The 23,716-nt window shown below is 69.9% G+C and carries 23 protein-coding genes; 10 read left to right on the forward strand and 13 right to left on the reverse strand.

Annotated elements, in window-relative coordinates; all coding sequences use genetic code 11:
- The 5 genes from AC1DTW_RS20825 to AC1DTW_RS20845 form a co-directional block, all read right to left on the reverse strand.
- Positions 1-1,409 (reverse strand): hypothetical protein (locus tag AC1DTW_RS20825; RefSeq protein ID WP_477983294.1); only part of this gene is annotated, 1,409 nt, incomplete at its 3' end.
- 84 nt (positions 1,410-1,493) lie between these two features.
- Positions 1,494-2,240, reverse strand: coding sequence for an SDR family oxidoreductase (locus AC1DTW_RS20830; protein ID WP_477983295.1), 747 nt, complete (start codon positions 2,238-2,240; stop codon positions 1,494-1,496).
- A 31-nt stretch (positions 2,241-2,271) separates the two neighbouring features.
- Positions 2,272-3,093 (reverse strand): BPSS1780 family membrane protein, encoded by an 822-nt coding sequence (locus AC1DTW_RS20835; RefSeq protein ID WP_477983296.1) that lies wholly within the window; start codon positions 3,091-3,093, stop codon positions 2,272-2,274.
- Positions 3,090-4,079, reverse strand: coding sequence for a homoserine kinase (locus AC1DTW_RS20840; RefSeq protein ID WP_477983297.1), 990 nt, complete (start codon positions 4,077-4,079; stop codon positions 3,090-3,092). Before AC1DTW_RS20840 ends, AC1DTW_RS20835 begins: the two co-directional genes overlap by 4 nt.
- Before the next feature lie 97 nt (positions 4,080-4,176).
- Entirely contained in the window at positions 4,177-4,533 is a 357-nt protein-coding gene (locus AC1DTW_RS20845) for a DUF2782 domain-containing protein (RefSeq protein WP_477983298.1), read from the reverse strand.
- 176 nt (positions 4,534-4,709) lie between these two features.
- Here AC1DTW_RS20845 and polA point away from each other — a divergent pair, with 176 nt between their 5' ends.
- Positions 4,710-7,442, forward strand: coding sequence for a DNA polymerase I (gene polA / locus AC1DTW_RS20850; protein WP_477983299.1), 2,733 nt, complete (start codon positions 4,710-4,712; stop codon positions 7,440-7,442).
- 31 nt (positions 7,443-7,473) lie between these two features.
- On the opposite strand, the gene AC1DTW_RS20855 is transcribed toward polA, so the two are convergent.
- Both AC1DTW_RS20855 and AC1DTW_RS20860 read right to left on the reverse strand, forming a co-directional pair.
- Positions 7,474-8,337 (reverse strand): transglutaminase-like domain-containing protein, encoded by an 864-nt coding sequence (locus tag AC1DTW_RS20855; RefSeq protein WP_477983300.1) that lies wholly within the window; start codon positions 8,335-8,337, stop codon positions 7,474-7,476.
- On the reverse strand, positions 8,334-8,519 hold the full coding sequence (locus AC1DTW_RS20860) for a hypothetical protein (protein WP_477983301.1): 186 nt from the start codon (positions 8,517-8,519) through the stop codon (positions 8,334-8,336). The genes AC1DTW_RS20855 and AC1DTW_RS20860 overlap by 4 nt, the downstream gene beginning before the upstream one ends.
- 285 nt (positions 8,520-8,804) lie before the next feature.
- On the opposite strand from AC1DTW_RS20860, the gene AC1DTW_RS20865 reads away from it, so the two are divergent.
- Entirely contained in the window at positions 8,805-9,254 is a 450-nt protein-coding gene (locus tag AC1DTW_RS20865) for a ferritin-like domain-containing protein (RefSeq protein WP_477983302.1), read from the forward strand.
- A gap of 71 nt (positions 9,255-9,325) precedes the next feature.
- Positions 9,326-9,808, forward strand: coding sequence for an aminoacyl-tRNA deacylase (locus tag AC1DTW_RS20870; RefSeq protein WP_477983303.1), 483 nt, complete (start codon positions 9,326-9,328; stop codon positions 9,806-9,808).
- 33 nt (positions 9,809-9,841) lie between these two features.
- On the opposite strand, the gene AC1DTW_RS20875 is transcribed toward AC1DTW_RS20870, so the two are convergent.
- Positions 9,842-10,846: a transporter gene (locus AC1DTW_RS20875; RefSeq protein ID WP_477983304.1), complete on the reverse strand. Its 1,005-nt coding sequence runs from the start codon at positions 10,844-10,846 to the stop codon at positions 9,842-9,844.
- Between the two features lie 129 nt (positions 10,847-10,975).
- On the opposite strand from AC1DTW_RS20875, the gene ppk1 reads away from it, so the two are divergent.
- On the forward strand, positions 10,976-13,075 hold the full coding sequence (gene ppk1, locus AC1DTW_RS20880; protein WP_477983305.1) for a polyphosphate kinase 1: 2,100 nt from the start codon (positions 10,976-10,978) through the stop codon (positions 13,073-13,075).
- Positions 13,075-13,536 carry a phosphohistidine phosphatase SixA gene (gene sixA / locus AC1DTW_RS20885; RefSeq protein WP_477983306.1) on the forward strand — a complete coding sequence of 154 codons (462 nt, stop codon included), beginning with the start codon at positions 13,075-13,077 and terminating at the stop codon, positions 13,534-13,536. The genes ppk1 and sixA overlap by 1 nt, the downstream gene beginning before the upstream one ends.
- Before the next feature lie 19 nt (positions 13,537-13,555).
- Here the strand turns inward: sixA and AC1DTW_RS20890 are convergent, their stop codons facing one another.
- Positions 13,556-15,088, reverse strand: coding sequence for a Ppx/GppA phosphatase family protein (locus AC1DTW_RS20890; RefSeq protein WP_477983307.1), 1,533 nt, complete (start codon positions 15,086-15,088; stop codon positions 13,556-13,558).
- Between the two features lie 101 nt (positions 15,089-15,189).
- Here AC1DTW_RS20890 and AC1DTW_RS20895 point away from each other — a divergent pair, with 101 nt between their 5' ends.
- Entirely contained in the window at positions 15,190-16,065 is an 876-nt protein-coding gene (locus tag AC1DTW_RS20895) for a dienelactone hydrolase family protein (protein ID WP_477983308.1), read from the forward strand.
- 16 nt (positions 16,066-16,081) lie between these two features.
- On the opposite strand, the gene AC1DTW_RS20900 is transcribed toward AC1DTW_RS20895, so the two are convergent.
- The 4 genes from AC1DTW_RS20900 to AC1DTW_RS20915 form a co-directional block, all read right to left on the reverse strand.
- The gene (locus AC1DTW_RS20900; RefSeq protein WP_477983309.1) at positions 16,082-16,516 is read right to left on the reverse strand and encodes a universal stress protein; all 435 of its coding nucleotides are present in this window, start codon (positions 16,514-16,516) and stop codon (positions 16,082-16,084) included.
- Between the two features lie 125 nt (positions 16,517-16,641).
- On the reverse strand, positions 16,642-17,502 hold the full coding sequence (locus AC1DTW_RS20905) for a sulfurtransferase (protein ID WP_477983310.1): 861 nt from the start codon (positions 17,500-17,502) through the stop codon (positions 16,642-16,644).
- Entirely contained in the window at positions 17,502-18,374 is an 873-nt protein-coding gene (locus AC1DTW_RS20910; RefSeq protein ID WP_477983366.1) for a DMT family transporter, read from the reverse strand. Before AC1DTW_RS20910 ends, AC1DTW_RS20905 begins: the two co-directional genes overlap by 1 nt.
- Positions 18,375-18,404: 30 nt before the next feature.
- Positions 18,405-19,532 carry an aromatic ring-hydroxylating oxygenase subunit alpha gene (locus AC1DTW_RS20915; RefSeq protein WP_477983311.1) on the reverse strand — a complete coding sequence of 376 codons (1,128 nt, stop codon included), beginning with the start codon at positions 19,530-19,532 and terminating at the stop codon, positions 18,405-18,407.
- A gap of 235 nt (positions 19,533-19,767) precedes the next feature.
- Here AC1DTW_RS20915 and AC1DTW_RS20920 point away from each other — a divergent pair, with 235 nt between their 5' ends.
- The 4 genes from AC1DTW_RS20920 (at position 19,768) to folE2 (ending at position 23,705) form a co-directional block, all read left to right on the forward strand.
- Entirely contained in the window at positions 19,768-20,013 is a 246-nt protein-coding gene (locus AC1DTW_RS20920; RefSeq protein WP_477983312.1) for an exodeoxyribonuclease VII small subunit, read from the forward strand.
- Positions 20,010-20,903 carry a polyprenyl synthetase family protein gene (locus AC1DTW_RS20925; RefSeq protein WP_477983313.1) on the forward strand — a complete coding sequence of 298 codons (894 nt, stop codon included), beginning with the start codon at positions 20,010-20,012 and terminating at the stop codon, positions 20,901-20,903. The genes AC1DTW_RS20920 and AC1DTW_RS20925 overlap by 4 nt, the downstream gene beginning before the upstream one ends.
- A gap of 1 nt (position 20,904) precedes the next feature.
- Complete coding sequence (dxs, locus tag AC1DTW_RS20930; RefSeq protein ID WP_477983314.1) at positions 20,905-22,812, forward strand: 1-deoxy-D-xylulose-5-phosphate synthase; 1,908 nt, start codon at positions 20,905-20,907, stop codon at positions 22,810-22,812.
- 98 nt (positions 22,813-22,910) lie between these two features.
- Positions 22,911-23,705, forward strand: coding sequence for a GTP cyclohydrolase FolE2 (gene folE2 / locus AC1DTW_RS20935; protein ID WP_477983315.1), 795 nt, complete (start codon positions 22,911-22,913; stop codon positions 23,703-23,705).
- Positions 23,706-23,716: the final 11 nt, after the last annotated feature.

A 23,716-nucleotide genomic window follows, 5' to 3' on the forward strand; every position in this document is an offset into this window, starting at 1 on the left:
GCCCAGTACGCGCCGCCACACAGCGCCCAGACGATCGCCGCGCCAGCGAGCAGCCGCAGCGGCCGGTAACCGTAGCCGGCGCAGGCGCCGTAGGCGTCGTGGCCGAGGCGCGCGAGCCAGCGCAGCGCCGGCGGCGCGCCGAGCCCGATGCGGCCGACGCGGCGCAGCTGGCGCTCGCGGCCGATCGCGACAGCATCCGCGTCGTCGGCACTGCCGCTGCGGCGCAGCACGCCGATCGCGTGGCGCCATGGGCCGGGGCGGTAGTCGAGGTCGAGGTGGGCCGCGTGCTGGCGCTCGAGCCAATCGAGACGCGTCGCCGCGTCGGTCGGCGCACCGCCGCCGAAGCGGGCGTAGGCGAAGCCGTCGAGCACATGGTCCTGGCCCCAGCTGCCGGCGTCGTCGGCCAGCGTGTCGACACGGGCACCGGCGAGCGACGCGGCCTGCAGCGGACCCTGCAGCCGGCGCAGGATCAGCGCGCCGCCGATGCGCGCATGGTCGAGCCGCAACGCACTGCCGTTCTCGCCCCAGCTCGCGTCGCCGACGGCGTCCAGATCGGCATCGCTGCAATCGAGGTCACCCCCGATCTGCGCCTGCTGCAGGCGCACCGTGCCGGCGGCCGAGAAGCCGGCGTCGAGCGCCACGCTGCCGCCGATGCGCGCCCGGTCGAGGTTCAGCGCCACGCCGCGCCCGCCGGTCGCATCGATGTCGGCGGTCATGCGCGCGCCGCCGGCGCGCAGGTCGCCGCCGATCTGCGCCGCGATGAAACGCAGCTCGCCGACGGCCTCGACGCCGCCCTGCAGGTTCACATCGCCGCCGATCCGCATCGCGTCGGCGTTGAGCCGGCGCCGCAGCGGGCGTGCGGCGGCCCCGGCGCCGCCGTTGCCGCACAGGCGCAGCCGCTCGCAGTTCAGGCCGAGGCCGACCTGCGCATGCGCGAGCTCGATCTCGCCGTCGACGCTGCAGCCGGCGCTCAGCGCGAGATCGCCATCGATCCGGCAGCCCTCGGCGCGCAGCCCCGGCAACTCGCAGTCGGCGAACGTGAGGCTGCCGCGGACCTGGGCACCGTCGAACGATGGCGCGGCCACAAAGCTGCAGCGGTAGAGCCACAGGCTCAGCGGCAACGTTGCCGCGCTCAGGTCGAGCCGGCCGACGACGCGCGCGCCGATGATTTGCAACCGCCGCCCGGCGACCGGCGCACCGTCGCCGCCGCCACAGGCAAGGAAGGCGAGAAACTCGGCGCGCAGTCGCGCATCGGGTGTCGTCGCGCGCGGCCGGCGGTAGCCTACTTTCGCGATCTCGCCGCTGGCCGCCGCGCGCAGCACGATCAGCTCCGCGGGCTGAAGCGGCTCGAAGCCCTGCAGCGACGCCGCGCCGGGCGGCGCGGCGATGGGGGAGGCGATATCGAGCACGGCCCGATTCTGGGGCCGGAAGCGCCTCAGTTACAACTCGTCACAACCCCACAGTCGTGGGGGGCGCGACGCAGGCCTGCGCCGTCAGCCGCGGCCGACGAACGGCATCTTGGTCGCCATCACGGTCATGAACTGCACGTTCGCCTCGAGCGGCAGGCTCGCCATGTGAACGACCGCATCGGCGACATGCTTCAGGTCCATGCGCGGCTCGACCATCATCGTGCCGTTGGCCTGCGGCACGCCGCTGGTCATGCGCTGGGTCATGTCGCTGGCGGCATTGCCGATGTCGATCTGGCCGCAGGCGATGTCGTGGGCGCGGCCGTCGAGCGAGGTCGCCTTCGTCAGCCCGGTGATCGCGTGCTTGGTCGCGGTGTAGGGTGCGCTGAACGGCCGCGGCGCGTAGGCCGAGATCGAGCCGTTGTTGATGATGCGGCCGCCGCGCGGGCTCTGGTTCTTCATCATCTTGAACGCCTGCTGCGTGCACAGGAAGACGGCGGTCAGGTTGATGTCGACGACGGCCTTCCACTGCTCGAACGTCAGCTCGTCCATCGGGATCGCCGGCGCGCCGGTGCCGGCGTTGTTGAAGAGCACATCGAGCCGGCCGAACGCGCGCGCGTTCGCGTCGAACAGCGCCGCGACCGCGGCCGGGTCGGTCACGTCGGTCGGCACCGCGAGCGCGTGCTCGGCGAGTGCGCCGGCCAGCGCCTTGGTTTCGTTCAGCGCGTCGGCGCGGCGGCCGGCGAGCACGACCTTGTAGCCGGCTGCGAGCAGCGCGAGCGAGGTCGCGCGGCCGATGCCGCTGCCTGCGCCGGTGACCATGGCAATCTTCATGAACGCTCCTTCGGGATGTGGTGAGCCGGCATCAGGCCGGGCCGGTGGCGGGATCGACCGAGGTCTCGCCATCGCTGGCGACGAAGCAGTCGGCGAACGTGAAATACAGCGAGACGTAGAACACCGTCGTGAAGAGCAGCGACAGCGGCACCGCGGCGACCGCGAACAGCGGCGCCTGGCCGAGCATCGCGAACACCAGGCTGCCGACCATGCCGAAGCTGACGATCAGCGCGAACCACGCGAGGCAGTAGACCGTGAACGCGCCGCGGTTGCGCCAGCAGGCGAGCGTGCTCGAGAACAGGGCCTTCGCGCAGCCGTGGCCGTCCCAGTGCACGAGGGCCGGCGCGTGCCAGAACGGAATCGACAGCAGCCCGGCCAGCCCGAAGCGCAACAGCAGCCCGAGACCGAGGCCCGGCGCGCCGAGCCGGGATGCGACGGCATCGGGCGAGGTCTCGCTGCCCGGCATATCCTCCATCAGCGCAACGAACGCGCCGCCGTCGACGAGCCCGCTGAGCCACATCACCGCGAAGGTCGCGAGCGCGTAGATCACGCCGAGCTGGAGCATCGCGTTGCGCTGCGCCGCCGACCCGCGCAGCGGCTCGACGAACACGCGCGCGGTCGGCAGGCCGCCGGCGACCGCAGTGCGCGTCGCGATCATGAAACCGAGCGACACCAGCGGCAGCAGCGCGAGCACGACCAGCGCGCCGAGCCAGGGCAGCAGTGCAAGCAGGAACACGACGAACATGAAGGTCGCGAACAGCGCGGCAAACGCGAGCGGGCGTTTGAAGAACGTGCGAAAGCCCTGGCGCACCCACAACGCGCCGCGCCCGGCCGGAACCGTCTGCAATCTCATTGCGGTTCGGACTCGGACGCCGGCGGATGCCACGGCGCCGCGATGCGCTCGCGCAGCACGCGCTCGAAGTGGCTCGGGTCGTGCGCGGTCAGCAGGCTCGCATCGCGCGGCAGGTGCAGGTCCCACAGCCGCGAGAGCCAGAAGCGCAGCGCGCCCGCGCGCATCAACGCCGGCAGCAGGCGGCGCTCGCCGCCGGTCAGCGCGCGCACGCCCGCATAGGCAGCGACGAGTGCCGTCGCGCGTTCCTCGACCAGCCGGCCCGACTCGAGATCGATGCACCAGTCGTTCAGGCACACCGCGATGTCGAACAGGTAGGTATCGATGCCGGCGAAGTAGAAATCGAACAGGCCGGTGAGCACGTCGCCGCCGGCGGGCGACGCGTCGAACATCACGTTGTCGCGGAACACGTCGGCGTGAATCACGCCGCGCGGCAGCGTCGCGTATGCCGCCGATGCGGCGAGGTGCTGCTGGAAAGCGAGCTCGGTCTCGACCAGCTCGCGCTGCGCGTCGGTCAGGAACGGCAGCACGACCGGCACCGTCTCGGCCCACCACGCCAGGCCGCGCAGATTCGGCTGCTGCATCGGAAAGTCGGCGCCGGCCAGGTGCAGGCGCGCGAGCACCTCGCCCAGGCTCGCGCAGTGCGCGGCGTCGGGCGCGAGGTGGTGACGGCCCGTGAGGCGATCGACGACGGCCGCCGGCTTGCCGTGCAGCGCATGCAGGATCTCGCCGTGACGATCGGCCTTCGGTTCCGGCACCGGGATGCCGCGCACCGCCAGGTGCTTCATCAGATGCAGGTAGAACGGCAGCTGCTCGAACGTCAGCCGCTCGAACAGCGTCAGCACGTAGCGGCCTTCGGTCGTGTCGACGAAGTAGTTGGTGTTCTCGATGCCGCTGCGGATACCGTGCAGCGCGGTCAGCTCGCCCAGGTCGAGCCGGGCCACGAGCGCAGCAGCCTCGTCGAACGAGACTTCGGTGTAGACGGCCATGAAGGTCGGGGGCGCTCGGAGGGTCTCAAGCAAATGTGGCTTTGCCACTTTGCTTGATCCCTGGGGGCGGGAATGTCGAAGGCATTTCCTGGGGGGCCTAGAACGCCAGCACGTTCCACACGCGCTTGCCGACCGCGCTGTTCGCGCCACCGGTGCCATCGACCGACTCGCGGCCGCCGCGACCGACGATGATCTCGTAGCTCTTGTGCGTGCCGATCTTGGGCGTGACCGTGACCTGCGTGACCTGGCCGCGCACCCGCATCTCGTCGATCTTCGAGCCTTCGTCCTCGATGATCGTGTGCTTGACGTTCGGCTCGTAGCGATCGACGCGCTCGTCGGCTTGCACGATTCGCGCCGGTGCGGGCGCCGGCGTCGGCGCCACCGCGGCGGGCGCCGGCTGCGACCAGCAGGGCGCACACACGAAGACGAGGGCCAGCGCGAGTTTCGGGTTCATGCGGTCATTCTAGGGTGCGGGTCGGAGATCGTCCGACGGGGCTGCTTCACAATGACGCCGTATGAGATATAGCCGTTCGACAAATGTTTTCGCGGGCCGAGCGCCGGGCCGCCCCAAGCCGGCCCGCATCCCCTCGGGGGATCGGCCGACGTACTCGTCGGACGAGGGGCGCCGACATGAGTGAGAAGACCTTGTTGTTGGTGGATGGCTCCAGCTACCTTTACCGCGCGTACCACGCGCTGCCCGACCTGCGCGGGCCCGGCGGCGTGCCGACCGGCGCGCTGCGCGGCGTCGTCGCGATGCTCAAGCTGCTGCGCGAGCAGCATCCGGCGGCGCTCGGCGCGTGCGTCTTCGACGCGAAGGGCAAGACCTTCCGCGATGACCTGTACGCCGAGTACAAGGCGAACCGCAGCGCGATGCCGACCGATCTGGCGCTGCAGATCGAGCCGATCCACGAGGCCGTCAGACTGCTCGGCTGGCCGGTGCTCTCGGTGCCCGGCATCGAGGCCGACGACGCGATCGGCACACTGTGCAAGACCGCCGCCGCCGCCGGCTACCGGGTCATCGTGTCGACCGGCGACAAGGATCTGGCGCAGTTGGTCGACGCGCAGGTCACGCTGGTCAACACGATGAGCAACGAGCGCCTCGACCCGGCCGGCGTGCTTGCGAAGTTCGGCGTCGCGCCGGACCGCATCATCGATTACCTGACCTTGGTCGGCGACACGGTCGACAACATTCCCGGCGTCGAGAAGGTCGGCCCGAAGACGGCCGCGAAGTGGATCGCCGAACATGGCTCGCTCGAAGGCGTGATCGCCGCGGCGGCGACGATGAAGGGCGCCGTCGGCGAGAACCTGCGCAAGGCGCTCGACTGGTTGCCGCAGGGGCGCCGGTTGATCACGGTCGCGACCGACTGCGACCTCAGCGGCCACGTGCCCGGCTGGCCGGCGTTCGAGTCGCTGACCTTCGCGCCGGTCGAGGCCGAGCGCCTGATCGCGTTCTACGACCACTACGATTTCAAGTCGTTCAAGCGCGAGCTCGAGAGCGCCGCGGGCCTGCCCGCGCCGACCGCGCCGGCCGTCGCCGCGGCGACCGGCCCGGTCATCGAAAAGCGCTACGAGACCGTGCTGACGCCGGCGCAGCTCGCGGTGTGGATCGCGAAGATCGACGCCGCCGTGCTGACCGCGATCGACACCGAGACCGATTCGCTCGACCCGATGCGCGCGCGCATCATCGGCATCTCGCTCGCGACGCAGGTCGGCGAAGCCGCCTACATCCCACTGCGCCACACCTACGCCGGCGCACCCGACCAGCTGCCGTTCGACGAGGTGCTCGCCGCGCTGAAGCCCTGGCTCGAGAACCCCGCGGCATTGAAGCTCGGGCAGAACGTCAAGTACGACACGCACGTGTTCGCGAACGCCGGCATCGCGGCGCAAGGCTACGTGCACGACACGATGCTGCAGAGCTACGTGCTCGAGGCGCACCGCCCGCACGGCCTCGAAAGCCTTGCCGATCGCCACCTCGGCCGCAAGGGCCTGAGCTACGAAGACATGTGCGGCAAGGGCGCGCACCAGATCCCGTTCGCGCAGGTCGAGCTCGACAAGGCCGCCGAATACGCCTGCGAAGACAGCGAGATGACGCTGCACGTGCACCAGCGGCTGTGGCCGCAGATCGAGACCGATGCCGGGCTGCTCTTCGTCTACCAGCAGATCGAGATGCCGACCAGCGCGATCCTCGGCCGCATCGAGCGCACCGGCGTGCTGATCGACGGCCCGAAGCTCGCCGCGCAGAGCCAGCAGCTCGCCGAGCGCATGGTCGCGCTCGAGCAGCAGGCCTACGAGCTCGCCGGCCAGCCGTTCAACCTCGGCAGCCCGAAGCAGATCGGCGAGATCCTGTTCGGCAAGCTCGGCCTGCCGGCGAAGAAGAAGACCGCGAGCGGTGCGCCGAGCACCGATGAAGACGTGCTGGCCGAGCTCGCGGCCGACTATCCGCTGCCCGCGAAACTGCTCGAGCACCGCGGCCTGTCGAAGCTGAAGGGCACCTACACCGACAAGCTGCCGCTGATGGTGAACCCGGCGACCGGCCGCGTGCACACCAACTACGCACAGGCGGTCGCGGTGACCGGGCGGCTGTCGAGCAACGATCCGAACCTGCAGAACATTCCGATCCGCACGCCCGAGGGCCGGCGCGTGCGCGAGGCGTTCATCCCGCCGCCGAGGCATTCGATCCTGAGCGCCGACTACTCGCAGATCGAGCTGCGCATCATGGCGCACATGTCCGGCGACCCGGGCCTGCTGCGTGCGTTCGCGGAGGGCGTGGACGTGCACCGCGCGACCGCGAGCGAGGTCTTCGGCACCGCGCTGGCCGAGATCAGCAGCGAGCAGCGGCGCTATGCGAAGACGATCAACTTCGGGCTGATCTACGGCATGGGCGCGTTCGGCCTGGCGCAAAGCCTGGGCATCGAGCGCAGCGCGGCCACCGCCTACATCGAGCGCTACTTTCAGCGCTTCGCCGGCGTGCGCCGCTACATGGACGAGACCAAGGCCTCGGCGCGCGTGAAGGGCTATGTCGAGACGCTGTTCGGCCGGCGCATCTACCTGCCCGAGATCAACGGCGGCAACGGCCCGCGCAAGAGCGCGGCCGAGCGCCAGGCCATCAACGCGCCGATGCAGGGCACCGCGGCCGACCTGATCAAGCTCGCGATGATCGCGGTGCAGGGCGTGCTCGACCGCGAGCAGCGCGCGACGAAGATGATCATGCAGGTCCACGACGAACTCGTGTTCGATGTGCCCGCCGCCGAGCTCGACTGGGCGCGCACCGAAGTGCCGCGCATCATGGCGTCGGTCGCGCAGTTCAAGGTGCCGCTGCTCGCCGAGGTCGGCATCGGCGCGAACTGGGACGAGGCGCACTGAGCCTGGCGAAGAGCGCTTCGCGGCCCGCACCCTAACCGTCGGTCGACAACGCCTCGACCCGGTGGTAGGGCGTCACGACACGCCCGTCCGCACCGGCCACCGCTTCGATCCGTATGACCGGCGCGGCCGTCCGCACACCGCCGAAGATCGTCGCGAACGCGACGTCGGCCGCGTCGCGGCCGGTGCCGAAGCGCACGAAGCCCATCGGGATCGCGGTGCCCGATGGGTCGAAGATGTACCAGCGGTCGCCGAGGTAGGCCTCGACGTAGGCGTGGAAGTCGGTCGGTCCGAGGGCGGGGTCGGCGCCGTAGTCGACGCCGGTCGCGAAGCGCGCCGGGATGTTGATCGCGCGGCACAGCGCGATCATCAGGTGCGCGAAATCGCGGCACACGCCGGTCTGCTCGAGCAGCGTGTCGAGCGCGGAGGTCTGCGAGTTGCTGGTGTTCGGCGTGAAGGTCGTGCGCTCGAGAACCCAGTCGCGAATGCCCTGCACGCGGCTGTAGCCCTGCCAGCGCGTGCCGAACTCGCGCATCGCGAAATGATGCAGCCGGTCGGACTGGCAGTAGCGGCTCGGATAGATGTAGCCCAGCACCGATGCCGGCAGGCGAGCGACCGGCACCTCGCCGATCGTCGCCGGCATCTGGATGTGGTGATCGATCTCGACCGTCGCCCGGTACAGCACCTGCAGCGGGCCTGGGCAGCCGGTCAGCCGCAGGTAGCGGTTGCCGGTCGACGGCTCGATCTCGACGCGCCAGGGCATGTTCTGACTCAACATCAGCGCCTCGTCGAGCACCTGCTGGCGCGCCGTGCGCGCTGCGTGGATGTTGAAGACGAAGTCGCAGCCCGGAGCGAAGACTTCGTAGTCGAGCTGCAGCGAGAGTTGCAGGCGGATCACGGGCTGCGTGCGGCGGCACGCATCTGGTCGCAGACGTTCTTGCCGGTCTGCGTCAGGCGCAGCGTGCCACCGTTCCATTCGAGCCAGTACAGCGCGACGTACTGTGCGATCAGCGCCTCGCTGACCAGATCGGCGCGGCGTCGTTGCAACGCCTCGACGGTGGCCAGAAGATCGTTGCGCAAGGCTTCGGTGTGGCTGGCAGCGTGATGCGACGTCAAAGGATCTCCCGGTTGACCCACGTTAACACCGGATCGATCGTACCCGTGTTGTTGCCAGGGGAAAGCATGCCAGCGACAGGTCGGCCCGCGGCCGCGCCGGGCGCGGGTCAATTTGACAGCGTGGTGCGGCCGAACTAACTTTCAGACATTCAAGTCCGGGCGTGGCCGACGATCGGCGGCGCGTTCCGCGGCCGCCCGGTCGCTGTCGCCGTGATCGTTTGTCCGCGCCTCGTTGCCGAGGAGTTGCAGATGAGACAGACCGACGTCGCTCAGGTCCTGAACGACCTGATCGAAACCACCAAAGACTGCGCGCACGGGTTCCAGACCTGTGCCGCTCACGCCGAGGCCGATGTGCACCGCCAGGGTTTCGAACGCCGCGCCGCGGTGCTGTCGAACCACATCGCCGAATTGAACGACATGGTGCTCGAATGCGGCGGCCGGCCGGCGCTGCACGGGAGCGCGGTGGGTGCGTTGCACCGCGGCTGGATGCGGCTGAAGGAGGCGCTCGCGGGCGTCACCGATGCCGAGTTGCTCGACGAGTGCCAGCGTGGCGAGGCGCATGCGCTCGCGCGCTACCGCGGCGTGCTCGGCCGCACCGACCTGCCCGAGCCGGTGCGCGACCTGCTCGCGCAGCAAGCCGATGAAATCCAGGCCCACTGGGACGAGTTGCGGCGCCAGCAGGAGACCTCGGCCGCCTGACCGCGCCGGTACCGCGACCCGAGAAGCGCCCGCCCCCTCGCCCATCCCACCTGTCCCTTGCGGAGGTCATCATGAGCATCCCGTCACGCCTCAGTGCGTACCTCGAACAGCGCGGCACCGATTACGAAATCTGCGCGCACCGCCACAGCCGCACCAGCGTCGAGACCGCCCGCGCCGCGCATGTGCAGCCGCATCAGGTGGCCAAGTCGGTGATCCTCGAAGACGACACCGGTGTCGTGATGGCCGTCGTGCCGGCCGACACGCAGGTGATGCTGCGCGAGGCGGCGCACCTGCTCGGACGCAAGGGTCTGCGCCTGGCCGACGAGGAACGTGTCGCGGAGCTGTTCACCGACTGCGAGCGCGGCGCGGTGCCGCCGGTCGGGATGGCCTGGGGCATGCCGACGCTGGTCGACGACGAGCTCGACGAGAACACCGACGTCTACCTCGAATGCGGCGATCACGAGCGCCTGCTGCGCATGCCCGGACCGGCCTTCAGGCAGCTGATGCAGGACGCGCGCCACGGCCACTTCTGCAAGGCGCTCACGACCGCGTGACGGCGCCGGCCGCGCGGCGCCGGCGAGCGCCTGTCAGCTGTCGCGCTGGCGGCGCACGACGAGCCAGCCGGCGAGCACGGTGAACGTCGCGACGATCGCGACGACGATCCAGAAGCCGTGCCCGTTCTGCGCCAGCGGCACGCCGCCGACGTTCATGCCGAGCAGCCCGGCGACGATGTTGATGGGCAGCGCCAGCACGGTCACGATGGTCAGCACGAACAGGCTGCGGTTCGTCGCCTCGACGACCTGGGCCGCGATCTCCTCCTGCAGCAGCTTGATGCGCTCCTGCAGGCTCGTCATGTCGCGCAGCACGACCGAAAACTCCTCGCTCGCCTGACGCAGCTCCTGCACGTCGAGCTCGGCCATCCAGGCCGGCGGGTGCTGCAGCAGCCGAAACAGCGCCGCCGGTTCGGGCGCGAGCAGGCGCTGCAGGCGCACCAGCAGGCGGCGCAGCGCGCCGAGCCGCGCGCGCCGCGGGTCGAGCCGGGTCGCGAGCAGATCGTCCTCGATGCGGTCGACGCGCTCGCTCGCGCCGCGCACGATCTCGACCAGCACATCGGCCTGCGCGCGCATCAGGTGCTCGAGCAGCTCGGCGGCCGAGCGCAGCGGCTGGCCGCCCTTGACCGCCTCGCGCAGCTTGTCGACCGAACGCAGCGGCTGGCGCCGCGCGGTGATCACGAGGCGCTGCTCGACATGGATCCACAGCGTCGCGATGTCGGAGGGCTCGAACGCGAAGTCGAAGTGCACATCGTTGACGACCGCGATCAGCGCCTGCTCGCTGCGCTCGATGCGGGTCGAATGCAGGCCGTCGTGCAGCGTCTCGAAGAACGCATCGGACAGTGCGGCGTGCTGCTGCAGCCATGGCAGCGCGCCGGTGTGCGCGAGGTTGAAATGCAGCCACAGGAAGCCTGGCGCGCCGGGTTCGGCGAGCCAGCCTGCCGCTGCCGCGCAGTCGATCGGCTGACTGCGCTGTCCGGCCTCGATGCGGTAGCCGTAGATCAGGCCGGAAGGGTCGGCGCCATAGGTCGGTGGGTTCACGGTCGGCGGCTCGGGGCGGCGGCAAAGCCGCGAGTTTGCGACAGACGCGTGACGGTTCCATGACACGCACGGCGGCGGCGCCCGCCGCCTGTCACGGGCGTGTCGCAATTCATTCATAAACTCGGCCGCATGACGATGGACACCCGCGCCCCGAGTCCGCCCGAGATGCCTGCGTTGCTGAATCGCGAACGCGCAATCCTCGAGTTCAACCGCCGCGTGCTGGCGCAGGCGCGGCGTGCGGACGTGCCGTTGCTCGAGCGGCTGCGCTATGTCTGCATCGTCTCCTCGAACATGGACGAGTTCTTCGAGGTCCGCTTCGCCGATTACCTCGAGGCCGCGCGGCGCGCCGGTTCGGGCGTCTCGCTGCGCGATCTCGAATCGGTGGCGGCCGATGCGCACGCGTTGATCGACGATCAGTACGCCGCGTTCAACGACGAGGTCATGCCGGCGCTGAAGCAGCAGGGCATCGTGGTGCTGAACCACGAGGAACGCGACGCGGCACAACGGCGCTGGGTCGCGAGCTTCTTCGAGCGCGAGGTCCGGCCGCTGCTGGTGCCGGTCGGCCTGGACCCGTCGCATCCGTTTCCGCAGGTCGCGAACAAGTCGTTGAACTTCATCGCACGGCTCGGCGGCAAGGACGCGTTCGGCCGCGAGAACACCTTCGCGATCGTCAAGGTGCCGCGCGTGCTGCCGCGCGTGATCCGCCTGCCCGACAAGCTCGCGGGCGAGAACGCGCCGGGGCGTCAGGCGTTCGTGCTGTTGACCAGCGTGATCCGCGCGCACCTGGCCGAGTTGTTTCCCGGCCGCGAGGTCGAGGCGTTCTCGCAGTTCCGCGTCACGCGCGACTCCGATCTCGAGGTCGACCAGGACGACGTCAAGAACCTGCGCCAGGCGCTGCGCTCCGGCCTGACGACGCGGCACTTCGGCCAGGCGCTGCGGCTCGAGGTCGTCAACACCTGCCCGCCGGAGCTCTACGAGTTCCTGCTGCAGCAGTTCGGGCTGCCGCCGGCGGCGCTGTACCGCGTCAACGGCCCGGTGAACCTGGTGCGGCTGATCCAGCTGATCGACCAGGTCGTCGACGACCCCGCGCGGCCCGCACTGCGCTTCGCGCCGTTCGAGCCGGCCTGGCCGCAAGCCACGCTGCCGCGCCAGGAGTCGATGTTCGATCGGCTGCGCGAAGGCGATGTGCTGCTGCACCAGCCTTTCGAGTCGTTCGAGCCGGTCGTGCAGTTCCTGCGCGAGGCGGTCTACGATCCCGACGTGCTCGCGATCAAGCAGACGATCTACCGCACCGGCAGCGAATCGCCGCTGATGGACCTGCTGATCGAGGCGGCGCGGCGCGGCAAAGAGGTGATGGTCGTCGTCGAGCTGCAGGCGCGCTTCGACGAGGAGGCGAACATCAACTGGGCCGAGCGGCTCGAGGCGGTCGGCGTGCAGGTCGTGTACGGCGTCGTCGGGCTGAAGACGCACGCGAAGCTGCTGCTGATCACGCGGCGCGAGCAGGGGCGGCTGCGCCGCTACGTGCACCTGTCGACCGGCAACTACAACCCGAAGACCGCGCAGCTCTACACCGACCTCGGGCACTTCACCGCCGAGCCCGACCTGACGAGCGACGCCGACGCGGTGTTCCAGCAGCTCGCGAGCCTGGGCCGCACGAAGCCGTTGCGCGCGCTGCTGCAGGCGCCGTTCACGCTCCACAGGCAGATGGTCGCGCACATCGAGAAGGTCACCGCCTCGGCGCGCGCCGGCGGCCGCGCGCGCATCGTCGTGAAGATCAACGCGCTGACCGATGTGCCGCTGATCCGTGCGCTGGTCGCGGCCGGGCAGGCCGGCGCCGACATCGACCTGATCGTGCGCGGCGCCTGCATGCTCGCGCCGGGCATTCCCGGGGCGACGGACCGCATCCGCGTGCGCTCGTTGGTCGGGCGCTTTCTCGAGCACTCTCGTGTCTGCTATTTCTGCTGGGGCGACGCGCCGGACGACCAGGCGCTGTTCCTGTCGAGCGCCGACTGGATGGGCCGCAACATGTTCGGCCGCATCGAGGTGGCGTGGCCGGTGCGCGATGCGAAAATGCGCCAGCGCGTGATCGACGAATGCCTCGTGCCCTACCTGCACGACCGGCAGGACGCCTGGCAGCTCGATGCGCAGGGGAGCTACACCCGCGTCGGCACCGATGGGCCGAGCGCGCAGCAGGCCCTCGTGCAGCGCTACAGCGAGAGAGGTGGCTGATGGACCTGATCCTCTGGCGCCACGCCGAAGCCTTCGAGATGCGCGAGGTCGAGGACGACCTCGCGCGCGCGCTGACGCCCAAGGGCGAGCGCCAGGCGCAGCGCATGGCCGACTGGCTGGGGCAGCGCCTCGCACACTCGACGCGCATCTATGTCAGCCCGGCACTGCGTTGCCAGCAGACCGCGAAGGCGCTCGGCAAGAAGTTCAAGACGCTTGCCGAGCTCGCGCCCGATGGCAACGGCGAGGCCTTGCTGAAGGCTGCGCGCTGGCCCGACGGCGCCGAGCCGGTGCTGATCGTCGGGCACCAGCCGACGCTCGGCTTCGTCGCGTCGTACCTGCTGTGCGGGCAGCCGCAGGCCTGGACGATGAAGAAGGGCGCGGTCTGGTGGATTCGCAGCCGCAACCGCGAAGACACCGAGCAGGTGATCCTGCAGGCGGTGCAGTCGCCCGACTGCCTTTGAGCTGTCCCGCCGCGCGCGCTCAGCGCCGCGACGCCAGCCGCAGCGGCCCGCTGCGCTCCCACATCGCCGTCTCTTCGTCGAGCAGGTGACGGGTGCGCGGATGGGCCTCGGCCCAGCCGGGCGCGAACTCGAGTTCGGCGGCCGCGCCGTTGCGCTTCAGCCGCATCGCATCGACGCTGACATCGCCGCGCGCGTGGCACTTGATGATGGCCAGGCGCAGGCACAGCACCTGCCACGCGAAGTCGTCTCGCACCAGGCTGTTCTCGACCTTGCGCAGCCCGCCGCGCTGCCCGAGCACGAGCTCGCCGACGCGCCGCAGCTGGCTCTGCGAGAAGCCCGCGGCATCGGCATGCGCGAGCACGTAGGCGCTGTGGCGGTGGTGGTCGTGGTGCGAGATCATCATGCCGATCTCGTGCAGTGCGCAGGCCCAGAGCAGCTCGCGGCGCGTCTCGGCACCGGCCTTCGGCTGCACACCCACGTACAGCGACTGCGCGATGCCGGTCACGCGCGCCGCCTGCAGCGTGTCGACCATGAAGCGGCGCTGCAGCTCGCGCACCGAGGCGTCGCGCACGTCGTGGCCGTCCTGGCGCAGCGCGGTCGCGTGCAGGCGCTCGTCGAGGTCGAAGATCACGCCCTGGCGCAGCGCGCCGCGTGCCGGCAGCAGCTCGGCGATGCCGAAGTTCGCGGCCAGCGTGTACAGGATCGACAGGCCGCCGGCGATCACCGCGCGGCGGTCGTCCTTCAGCCCCGGCAGCGCGAGTTTCTCGACCCGGCCGGCACGCAGGCATTGCTCCATCAGCCAGCGCAGGCCTTCGGGGGTGATGCGGCCGTCGGTGACGCCGCTGGCGGCGAGCAGCTGCGAGACCGCGCCGACCGTGCCGGACGAACCGAGCGCTTCTTCCCAGTGCATCGGCGCGAACGGCTCGAGCGCCTCCTCGAGCTCGGCGCCGGCGGCGATCTGCGCCTGCCGGAACGCGCTCTCGGTGAAGCGGCCTTCGCCGAAATACTTCAGCGACAGGCTCACGCTGCCGACCTGGAACGACTCGGCGCGTGCGGACTTGCGGCCGCGGCCGAGGATCATCTCGGTCGACCGACCGCCGATGTCGACGACCAGCCGCGACAGCGCCGAAGGCTGCAGCCGCGCGACGCCGGCGTAGATCAGGCGCGCCTCCTCGCGGCCCGAGATCACCTCGACCGGAAGGCCGAGCTGGGCCTGCGCGCGGGTCAGGAACTCGTCGCGGTTGCGCGCCTCGCGCAGCGTCTGCGTCGCGACCGCACGCACCTGCGCCGGCGTGAAGCCCTTCAGCCGCTGCGCGAAGCGCGCCAGGCAGGCCAGGCCGCGCGCGCCGGCCTCTTCGGTCAGCAGGCCGTTGGTGTCGAGGCCGGCGCCGAGGCGCACGGTCTCCTTCAGGTAGTCGATGCGGCGGTAGCGGCCGTCGATCAGCTGGCCGATCTCGAGTCGAAAGCTGTTCGAGCCCATGTCGATCGCGGCCAGCTGGCCGGGCCAGCGCGGCGCATCGGCCGGCGCGCTGCGGGAGTCTGAAAATTGCATGCCGCATTGTCCGTGCAAAGGGCGGGGTTCCTCGTGACACGGGGCGGCGCATGCCGGGGGTTTCTAGAATGCCGCCTTTCATCCCCAGCCGGAGCCCGCGCATGCCGACCACCGAACTCGATCGTCCGAACGCCACGCTCGATCTGACCCGCCGCGACTTTGTTCGCGCGGCGGCCGTCGGCACCGGCTTCGCCGCGGCGGTGCTGCCGGTCACCGCGCAGACGATCAGGACCGACAGCACCGGGCTGACGGTCGGCGAAGTCACGATCAGGGTCGGCGACTTCAAGATGCCCGCGTACCGCGCGATGCCGAGCGGCAAGGCGGACCTGCCGGTCGTGCTCGTGGTCTCGGAGATCTTCGGCGTGCACGAGCACATCGCCGATGTCGCGCGGCGCTTCGCGAAGCTCGGCTACCTCGCGATCGCGCCCGAGCTGTTCGTGCGCCAGGGCGACGCGCAGTCCTTCGGCGAAACGGCCAAGCTGCTGAGCGAGGTCGTCAACAAGGTGCCCGATGCGCAGGTGATGGGCGACCTCGACGCCTGCGTCGCGTGGGCCAGGGCCAATGGCGGCAACACCGGCAAGCTCGGCGTCACGGGCTTTTGCTGGGGCGGGCGCATCACCTGGCTCTATGCCGCCCACAGCCCGGCCGTCAAGGCGGCAGTCGCCTGGTACGGCAAGCTGGTCGACCCACCGAACCCGCTGAAGCCGCAGAACCCGATCGACCTGGTCGGCCAGATCCGTGCGCCGGTGCTCGGGCTGTACGGTGCCGAAGACCAGGGCATCCCGGTCGCGACGGTCGAGCGGATGAAGACCGCGCTCGCGACCGGCAGCGCGAGCGCGAAGGCCTCGCAGTTCGTCGTCTACCCCGGCGCCGGGCACGCCTTCAACGCCGACTACCGGCCGAGCTACCAGCAAGACGCCGCGCAGGACGGCTGGAAGCGCTGCGTCGCCTGGTTCAAGGCGAACGGCGTGGCCTGATCAGACGACGAACGGGTCAGCGCACCACCAGCACCGGCACCTTCGAGTGCGTCAGCACCTTCTGCGTCTCGCTGCCGAGCAGCAGCGCGGAGACGCCGCGGCGGCCGTGCGAGGCCATCACGAGCAGGTCGCACTCCATGCGCTTGGCGTGGTCGATGATGGCTTCCCACGGGTGCAGCGCCTCGACGGTGTACGGCTGGCAGTGCACACCCGCCTGCTGGCTCAGATCGACGACAGCCTGCACGCGCTTCGAGGCGATGCGTTCCTGGGCATCGAAGAACTCCTGCGGCGGCGTCGGCTGCATCTCGGAGATCGCGCTGTACGGGAACGGCTCCTTCACGCTGATCGTGTAGAGCTGCGCGCCCACCGACTTCGCGAGTTCGATCGCGGCATCGATCGCCTTCGCGGTGATCTCGGAACCGTCGGTCGGAACGAGGATTCGCTTGAACATGGTCGTCTCCTTCGTCGCTGTCGTGAGCGGTGAGACATCATGCTACGGAGAACGTTCGCAGGCGAGGGGTCTGCGGCGCCCGGGCTTGACGTAGGACAAGAACCTGGAGGGCTCGGAGGCGCCCGTCAGCCGCCCCGCGCGACCGGACGCGCCGGGTCGGACGACCACTCGCTCCAGGAGCCCGGGTAGAGCCGCGAGCCGGTCAGCCCCGCGTGCTCCATCGCGAGCAGGTTGTGGCACGCGGTGACGCCCGAGCCACACTGGTGGACGGTGGCCGGCGCGCCGTGCATGCCGAGCAGCGCAGCGAAATCCGCGCGCAGCTGCGCGGCGGGCTTGAAGCGGCCGTCGGCGCCGAGGTTGTCCTTGAAGAAGCGGTTCAGTGCGCCGGGAATGTGGCCGGCCGCGGCGTCGAGCGGCTCGACATCGCCGCGGAAGCGCTCGGCGGCGCGGGCGTCGAGCAGGCGCACGCGGCCGAGCTCGGCGGCCAGCGCATCCGCGGTCATCGTCTCGGCGAGGGGCGGGCGCTCGGGGTAGGGCGGTGCGGCTTGCGGGGTCGGTGTCTCGGTGACCAGCGCGGCGCCGCCGGCAGTCCATGCGGCGACACCGCCGTCGAGCACCGCGACCGCCTCGTGGCCCATCCAGCGCAGCATCCACCACAGCCGCGCGGCGTACATGCCACCCTGGGCATCGAAGGCGACCACCTGCGTCGCCGGCGTGATGCCGCAGCGGCCGAGCGTCGCGGCGAAGGCGCCGCGCGTCGGCAGCGGGTGCCGGCCGTTGTGGCCGGTCTTCTCGCCGCACAGGTCACGGTCCAGGTGCAGGTACAGCGCGCCGGGCAGGTGACCGGCGCGCCAGCTCGCTTCGCCGGCGTTCACGTCGGCGAGGTCGAAGCTCGTGTCGACGAGGACCGTCTCGCGGCCGGCGGCGAGCGCGGCGCGGAGTTCGGCGGCAGAGATCAGCGTCGTGAAAATCGGCGTCGTGCTCATCAAGGCTCCAGCGGCGCGTTGGCGGTTTCGGGTGCGCCGCTGCGGCTGCGCAGCAGCGTCGCGGCGAGGCCGGCACCGACGATCAGGATCATGCCGGCGAGCGCCATCCACGTCACGCGGTCGGCGAACAGCAGCACGCCGTAGCCGAACGAGAACGCGATGCCCAGGTATTGCAGGCTCGCGATCACCAGCGTGCGACCGGTGCTGTAGGCGCGCGTCATCAGCAGCTGCGCGACGGTGGCGAGCCCGCCGACCGCGAGCAACAGCGCCGCGCCGCGCAGCGAGTGCTGGTGCATGCCGGTGTAGATCGTCGTCAGCAGGCCGAACAGCGCACTGCCGAGCGAGAAGTAGAAGACGATGCGCACCTCGGGCTCGCCGGCGCGCGCCAGTGCGGTGACCTGCAGGTAGGCGGTCGCCGAGATCATCCCCGACAGCAGCCCGATCAGGCCGTGCCACAGCTGGTCGTGCTCGATCGTCGGCCGCAGGATCAGCGCGACGCCGGCGAAGCCGAGCAGCACCGTGCCGATCAGGCGCCCGTCGACGCGCGCGGCGCCGAGCATCGCGGCGCCGCCGAGCAGGAACAACGCCATCCACACCGACGACATGTAGTTCAGCGTCATCGCGGTCGCTAGCGGCAGGTTGCCGAGCGCGTAGAACCACAGGAACATCGCGACCACGCCGGTCAGGCTGCGCCAGAAGTGCGTCGCCGGCACACGGGTCGCGAGCGAGACCCGGCGCGAGCGCGCGAGCATCGAGATCAGCGAAGCGCCGATCAGGCCGCGGTAGAAGATGATCTCGCCGGGCGAATACCCGGCCGACGCGAGCTTCACGCACACGCCCATCGATGCAAACAGAAACGACGCCAGCACCATCAGCCATGCCGGCGAAATCTTGCGGCCCACCTAGAGCTGATCCTGCATCGCCTGGCGGTACCACTCGTGGAACTGCTGCATGCCGTCTTCCATCGGGCTCTGGTACGGGCCGACCTCATCGTCGCCGCGTTCCATCAGGGCGCGCCGGCCGGCGTCCATGCGCAGCGCGATCTCGTCGTCTTCGGCGCAGGTCTCCCAGTACGCGGCCTGTTCGGCCTCGACGAACTCGCGCTCGAATGCGGCGATCTCCTCGGGGTAGTAGAACTCGACGACGTTGAGCGTCTTCTGCGGGCCCTTCGGGTACAGCGTCGAGACGACGAGCACATGCGGGTACCACTCGACCATCACCGTCGGGTAGTAGGTCAACCAGATCGCGCCGTGCTTCGGCGGTACGCCGCCCCGGTACTTGATCACCGCGTCGTGCCACTTGCGGTAGGCCGGCGAGCCGGGCTTCGCGAGTTCGTTCTTCAGGCCCACCGTCTGCACCGAGTGCTGCGCGCCGAACTCCCAGCGCAGGTCTTCGCAGGTCACGAACTGGCCGAGCCCGGGATGGAACGGCGCGACGTGGTAGTCCTCGAGGTAGACCTCGATGAAGGTCTTCCAGTTGTAGTCGCACTCGTGCAGTTGCACGTGGTCGAGCACGTGGCCGTCGAAGTTCAGGTCGGCGATCGGGCCGACGCCGGCCAGATCCGCCGCCACATCGCGCCCGTGGCCCTCGAAGACCATGCCGTTCCAGGTCTGGACCGGGTAGTTGTTCAGGTTCAGGCACGGATCGTCGGCGAAATGCGGCGCGCCGATCAGCTGCCCCTGCAGGTCGTAGGTCCAGCGGTGCAACGGGCAGACGATGTGGCTGCCGCCACCGTGCCCGCGAACATTGCCGCGGCCGCGCAGCATCAATGCCTGGCGATGCCGGCAGACGTTCGAGATCAGCTCGATGCCGCCGGCGGTGCGTACCAGCGCGCGGCCTTCGGCCTCTTGAGGCAGCGTGTAGAAATCGCCGAGCTCGGGCACCGCGAGCGCGTGGCCCAGGTAGCGCGGGCGATCGGCGAAGAGGCTCGCCATCTCGCGCCGGAACAATCCGTCGTCGAAGTAGCTGCTGACCGAGAGTTGCGAGCGGCTGCGCTCGAGCGCTGCAAGGGTGACGCTCAGGTCGGACATGATCCCGGCGAATCTCCAGAAACAGGGTGGGCATCGGCCCGCGGCGGCCAGTGCTGGGTGCTGCGGATGGCATGAACTGCCGGGCTCGGCAGGCCGCGGATTGTACCCGCGGGGTTGCGGCCGGGCGCGCGCCCGCGGCGTTCCTTGCCCTTGTCACGACTGGTCACCGCACGTCGGATTCGTGGGAGGGTGATTTCGACCCGCCTGACTACAATCGCGTTTTCACGATCCGGCAATGGCAAAGACAAGTCTCACTTCCGCAACGGCCGCCGCGCCCGCCAGCTACGAAGACGCACTGGGCGAACTCGATCGTCTCGTGACCGCGATGGAGGCCGGCCAGCTGCCGCTCGATCGCCTGCTCGAGAGCTACCGCCGCGGCGCCGAGCTGCTGAGCTTCTGTCGCGCGCAGCTCGAAGCGGTCGAGCAGCAGGTCAAGGTACTCGAAGACGGGCAACTCAAGCCCTTCGCCCCCAACGCATGAAGCTGGCCGAATTCGATTCATGGATGCGTGCCGAGGCCGATGCGGTCGAGGCCGCCTTGCAGGCCTGGGTGCCGGCCGACAGCCCCGCGGGCCTCGGCGAAGCGATGCGCTACGGCGTGCTCGACGGCGGCAAGCGCGTGCGCCCGCTGCTCGTGCTCGCCGCGTCGCAGGCGGTGCACGGCCTCCCCGAAGCCGCGCTGCGTGCGGCCTGCGCGGTCGAGCTGATCCACGCCTACTCGCTGGTCCACGACGACATGCCGTGCATGGACAACGACGTGCTGCGTCGCGGCAAGCCCACGGTGCACGTGCAGTTCGGCGAGGCCCAGGCGATGCTCGCCGGCGACGCGATGCAGGCCCTCGCATTCGAGGTGCTGACGCCCTGCGACAGCGCCGCGATGCCGGCCGCGCTGCAGGCGCGCCTGTGCTCGCTGCTCGCGCGCTCGGCCGGCCATGCCGGCATGGCCGGCGGGCAGGCGATCGATCTGGCCAGCACCGGCAAGCCGCTCGACGAGCACGCGCTGCGCGACATGCACCACCGCAAGACCGGCGCCTTGCTCCAGGCCAGCGTGCTGATGGGCGCCGCCTGCGGCACGGCGACCAAGGCGCAATGGGATGCGCTGGCCGATTACGGCGATGCGCTCGGCCTGGCGTTCCAGGTCGTCGACGACATCCTCGATGTGACCCAGGCCTCTGCGACGCTCGGCAAGACCGCCGGCAAGGACCTCGACAACAACAAGCCGACCTATGTCACCGTGCTCGGCCTCGACGCCGCGCGCCGCCACGCGATCGAGCTGCGCGACAAGGCGCAGGCGGCGCTGTCACGCAGCGGCCTGCCCGACGCGGCCTGGCTGAGCCTGCTCGCGGACAAGGTCGTGGAGCGAGACAACTGACATGAAGCACACCCTCCTCGAATCGATCGCAAGCCCCGCCGACCTGCGCAAGCTCACGCGCACCGAGCTGAAGCAGCTCGCGACGGAGCTGCGCGATTTCGTCGTGCAGAGCGTCTCGCAGACGGGCGGGCACCTGTCGTCGAACCTCGGCACGATCGAGCTGACGATCGCGTTGCACTACGTCTTCGACACGCCGCGCGATCGCCTGGTGTGGGATGTCGGCCACCAGACCTATCCGCACAAGATCCTGACCGGGCGGCGCGAGCGCATGGGCTCGCTGCGCCAGCTCGGCGGCATCTCGGGCTTCCCGCGGCGCGACGAGAGCGAGTACGACAGCTTCGGCACCGCGCATTCGTCGACCTCGATCTCGGCCGCGCTCGGCATGGCGGTCGCGGCGCGGCTGAAGGGCGAAGACCGCAAGGCCGTCGCGATCATCGGCGACGGTGCGATGAGCGCCGGCATGGCCTTCGAGGCACTGAACAACGGCGGTGTCGCGCACGCCGACATGCTGGTCGTGCTGAACGACAACGACATGTCGATCTCGCCGCCGGTGGGCGCGCTGAACCGCCATCTGGCGCGCCTGATGAGCGGCAAGTTCTATGTCGCCGCGCGCGACACCGCGAAGACCGTGCTGAAGAACGCGCCGCCGCTGTTCGAGCTCGCGAAGCGGTTCGAGGAGCACGCGAAGGGCATGGTCGTGCCGGGCACGATCTTCGAGGAGTTCGGCTTCAACTACGTCGGCCCGATCGACGGCCACGACCTCGACTCGCTGATCCCGACGCTCGAGAACCTGCGCGACCTGAAGGGGCCGCAGTTCCTGCACGTGGTCACGAAGAAGGGCTATGGGTACAAGCTGGCCGAGGCCGATCCGGTCAATTACCACGGGCCCGGCAAGTTCGATCCGGCCGTCGGGATCGTCAAGCCGGCCACACCCGGCAAGGCGACCTTCACGCAGGTCTTCGGCAACTGGCTCTGCGACATGGCGGCCGCCGACGAGCGCCTGATCGGCATCACGCCGGCGATGCGCGAAGGTTCGGGCATGGTCGAGTTCGAGAAGCGCTTTCCGAAGCGCTACCACGATGTCGGCATTGCCGAGCAGCACGCGGTCACGTTCGCCGCGGGCCTGGCCTGCGAAGGGCTGAAGCCGGTCGTCGCGATCTACTCGACCTTTCTGCAGCGCGCCTACGACCAGCTGATCCACGATGTCGCGATCCAGAACCTGCCGGTCGTGTTCGCGCTCGACCGCGCCGGCCTCGTCGGCGCCGATGGCGCGACGCATGCCGGCAACTACGACATCGCCTACCTGCGCTGCATCCCGAACATCAGCGTGCTGACACCGGCCGACGAGCGCGAGTGCCGCCAGTTGCTGACGACCGCGTTCCGCCAGAACCACGCGGTCGCGGTGCGCTATCCGCGCGGCGCCGGCGTCGGCATCGCGGCGGGCGAAGACCTCTCCGAGTTGCCGTTCGGCAAGGGCGAGGTCCGTCGCAGCATCGGGCGCGGGCTCGGGCAGGGCGGCCCGCGCGTCGCGATCCTCGCGTTCGGCACGCTGCTCTATCCGGCGCTGGCCGCGGCCGAGAAGATCGACGCGACGGTCGCGAACATGCGCTTCGTCAAGCCGCTCGATGTGGCGCTGGTGACCGAACTCGCGAACACGCACGACGCGATCGTCACGCTCGAAGACGGCTGCGTGATGGGCGGCGCCGGCAGCGCGGTGCAGCAGGCGCTGGCCGAGGCCGGCATCCTGATCCCGGTGCTGACGCTCGGGCTGCCCGACGAGTTCGTCGAGCACGGCGACCCGGTCAAGCTGATGGCGCTGTGCGGGCTCGACGCCGCGGGCATCGAGCAATCCATCCTGAAACGCTTCGGCGCACGTCCCGCGCTGGTGCGCTCCGCCGTCAACCATTGAGCAGCGTTGAAGCGGGCCGAACGCTCGCTTCAAATCCGCGCCGGCGCGCGGGCGGCGGTTTGCTGGCATGCTTCAGGGCTGGTGACAAGATGAAACCCATGAGCAACCTGAAAGACGCCCTCCACATCCCCGACACGCAAAGCGCGCGCGACGAACGGCATCTCGCGATCCAGCGCGTCGGCGTGAAGGGCGTGCGCTACCCGCTGCAGCTGCGCATCGGCAACACCGTCGCGCCGACGGTCGCGCTGTGGAGCCTCGATGTCGCGCTGCCGGCTGAAGCGAAAGGCACGCACATGTCGCGCTTCGTCGCGTGGCTCGACGCGCTCGACGAACCGCTCGACGCGCCGACCCTGCGCGCGCAGCTCGCGGTGATGCTCGACAAGCTGCATGCGAGCGAAGGCCGCATCGACGCGCAGTTCCCGTTCTTCCTGCGCAAGCGCGCGCCGGTGACCGGCGTGCAGAGCCTGCTCGAATACCAGGGCCGCTGGATCGCCGAGTCGCACGCCGGCGTGCAAACGATCTGGGCCGAGGTGATCGTGCCGGTCAAGTCGCTGTGCCCGTGCTCGAAGGAAATTTCCGACTACGGCGCGCACAACCAGCGCTCGCACGTGACGATCCGCGTCGAGCTGCTCGAAGAAGACATCGGGTGGCCCGAGCTCGTGCGCTTCGCCGAGGATTCCGCGTCGAGCGAGATCTGGCCGATGCTCAAGCGCGCCGACGAGAAGTGGGTCACCGAACGCGCCTACGAGAACCCGAAGTTCGTCGAAGACATGGTGCGCGATGTCGCGCTGCGTCTGAACGCCGACGCGCGCGTCGGGCGCTACAGCATCGACGTCGAGAACTTCGAGTCGATTCACAACCACAGCGCCTTTGCGCGCATCGAGCGCACTTAGTCGCGCACGGC

It is taken from the genome of Rhizobacter sp. P5_A1, from assembly GCF_056400745.1.

Bases quoted from the DNA above. Each gene is read 5' to 3' on its own strand.
- AC1DTW_RS20915 (WP_477983311.1), bottom strand. From the start codon at position 19,532: ATGTCCGACCTGAGCGTCACCCTTGCAGCGCTCGAGCGCAGCCGCTCG.
- AC1DTW_RS20920 (WP_477983312.1), top strand. From the start codon at position 19,768: ATGGCAAAGACAAGTCTCACTTCCGCAACGGCCGCCGCGCCCGCCAGC.
- AC1DTW_RS20890 (WP_477983307.1), bottom strand. From the start codon at position 15,088: ATGCAATTTTCAGACTCCCGCAGCGCGCCGGCCGATGCGCCGCGCTGG.
- AC1DTW_RS20845 (WP_477983298.1), bottom strand. From the start codon at position 4,533: ATGAACCCGAAACTCGCGCTGGCCCTCGTCTTCGTGTGTGCGCCCTGC.
- AC1DTW_RS20865 (WP_477983302.1), top strand. From the start codon at position 8,805: ATGAGACAGACCGACGTCGCTCAGGTCCTGAACGACCTGATCGAAACC.
- AC1DTW_RS20895 (WP_477983308.1), top strand. From the start codon at position 15,190: ATGCCGACCACCGAACTCGATCGTCCGAACGCCACGCTCGATCTGACC.
- AC1DTW_RS20870 (WP_477983303.1), top strand. From the start codon at position 9,326: ATGAGCATCCCGTCACGCCTCAGTGCGTACCTCGAACAGCGCGGCACC.
- AC1DTW_RS20905 (WP_477983310.1), bottom strand. From the start codon at position 17,502: ATGAGCACGACGCCGATTTTCACGACGCTGATCTCTGCCGCCGAACTC.
- AC1DTW_RS20925 (WP_477983313.1), top strand. From the start codon at position 20,010: ATGAAGCTGGCCGAATTCGATTCATGGATGCGTGCCGAGGCCGATGCG.
- ppk1 (WP_477983305.1), top strand. From the start codon at position 10,976: ATGACGATGGACACCCGCGCCCCGAGTCCGCCCGAGATGCCTGCGTTG.
- AC1DTW_RS20835 (WP_477983296.1), bottom strand. From the start codon at position 3,093: ATGAGATTGCAGACGGTTCCGGCCGGGCGCGGCGCGTTGTGGGTGCGC.
- folE2 (WP_477983315.1), top strand. From the start codon at position 22,911: ATGAGCAACCTGAAAGACGCCCTCCACATCCCCGACACGCAAAGCGCG.
- AC1DTW_RS20900 (WP_477983309.1), bottom strand. From the start codon at position 16,516: ATGTTCAAGCGAATCCTCGTTCCGACCGACGGTTCCGAGATCACCGCG.
- AC1DTW_RS20910 (WP_477983366.1), bottom strand. From the start codon at position 18,374: ATGGTGCTGGCGTCGTTTCTGTTTGCATCGATGGGCGTGTGCGTGAAG.
- sixA (WP_477983306.1), top strand. From the start codon at position 13,075: ATGGACCTGATCCTCTGGCGCCACGCCGAAGCCTTCGAGATGCGCGAG.
- polA (WP_477983299.1), top strand. From the start codon at position 4,710: ATGAGTGAGAAGACCTTGTTGTTGGTGGATGGCTCCAGCTACCTTTAC.
- AC1DTW_RS20840 (WP_477983297.1), bottom strand. From the start codon at position 4,079: ATGGCCGTCTACACCGAAGTCTCGTTCGACGAGGCTGCTGCGCTCGTG.
- AC1DTW_RS20830 (WP_477983295.1), bottom strand. From the start codon at position 2,240: ATGAAGATTGCCATGGTCACCGGCGCAGGCAGCGGCATCGGCCGCGCG.
- dxs (WP_477983314.1), top strand. From the start codon at position 20,905: ATGAAGCACACCCTCCTCGAATCGATCGCAAGCCCCGCCGACCTGCGC.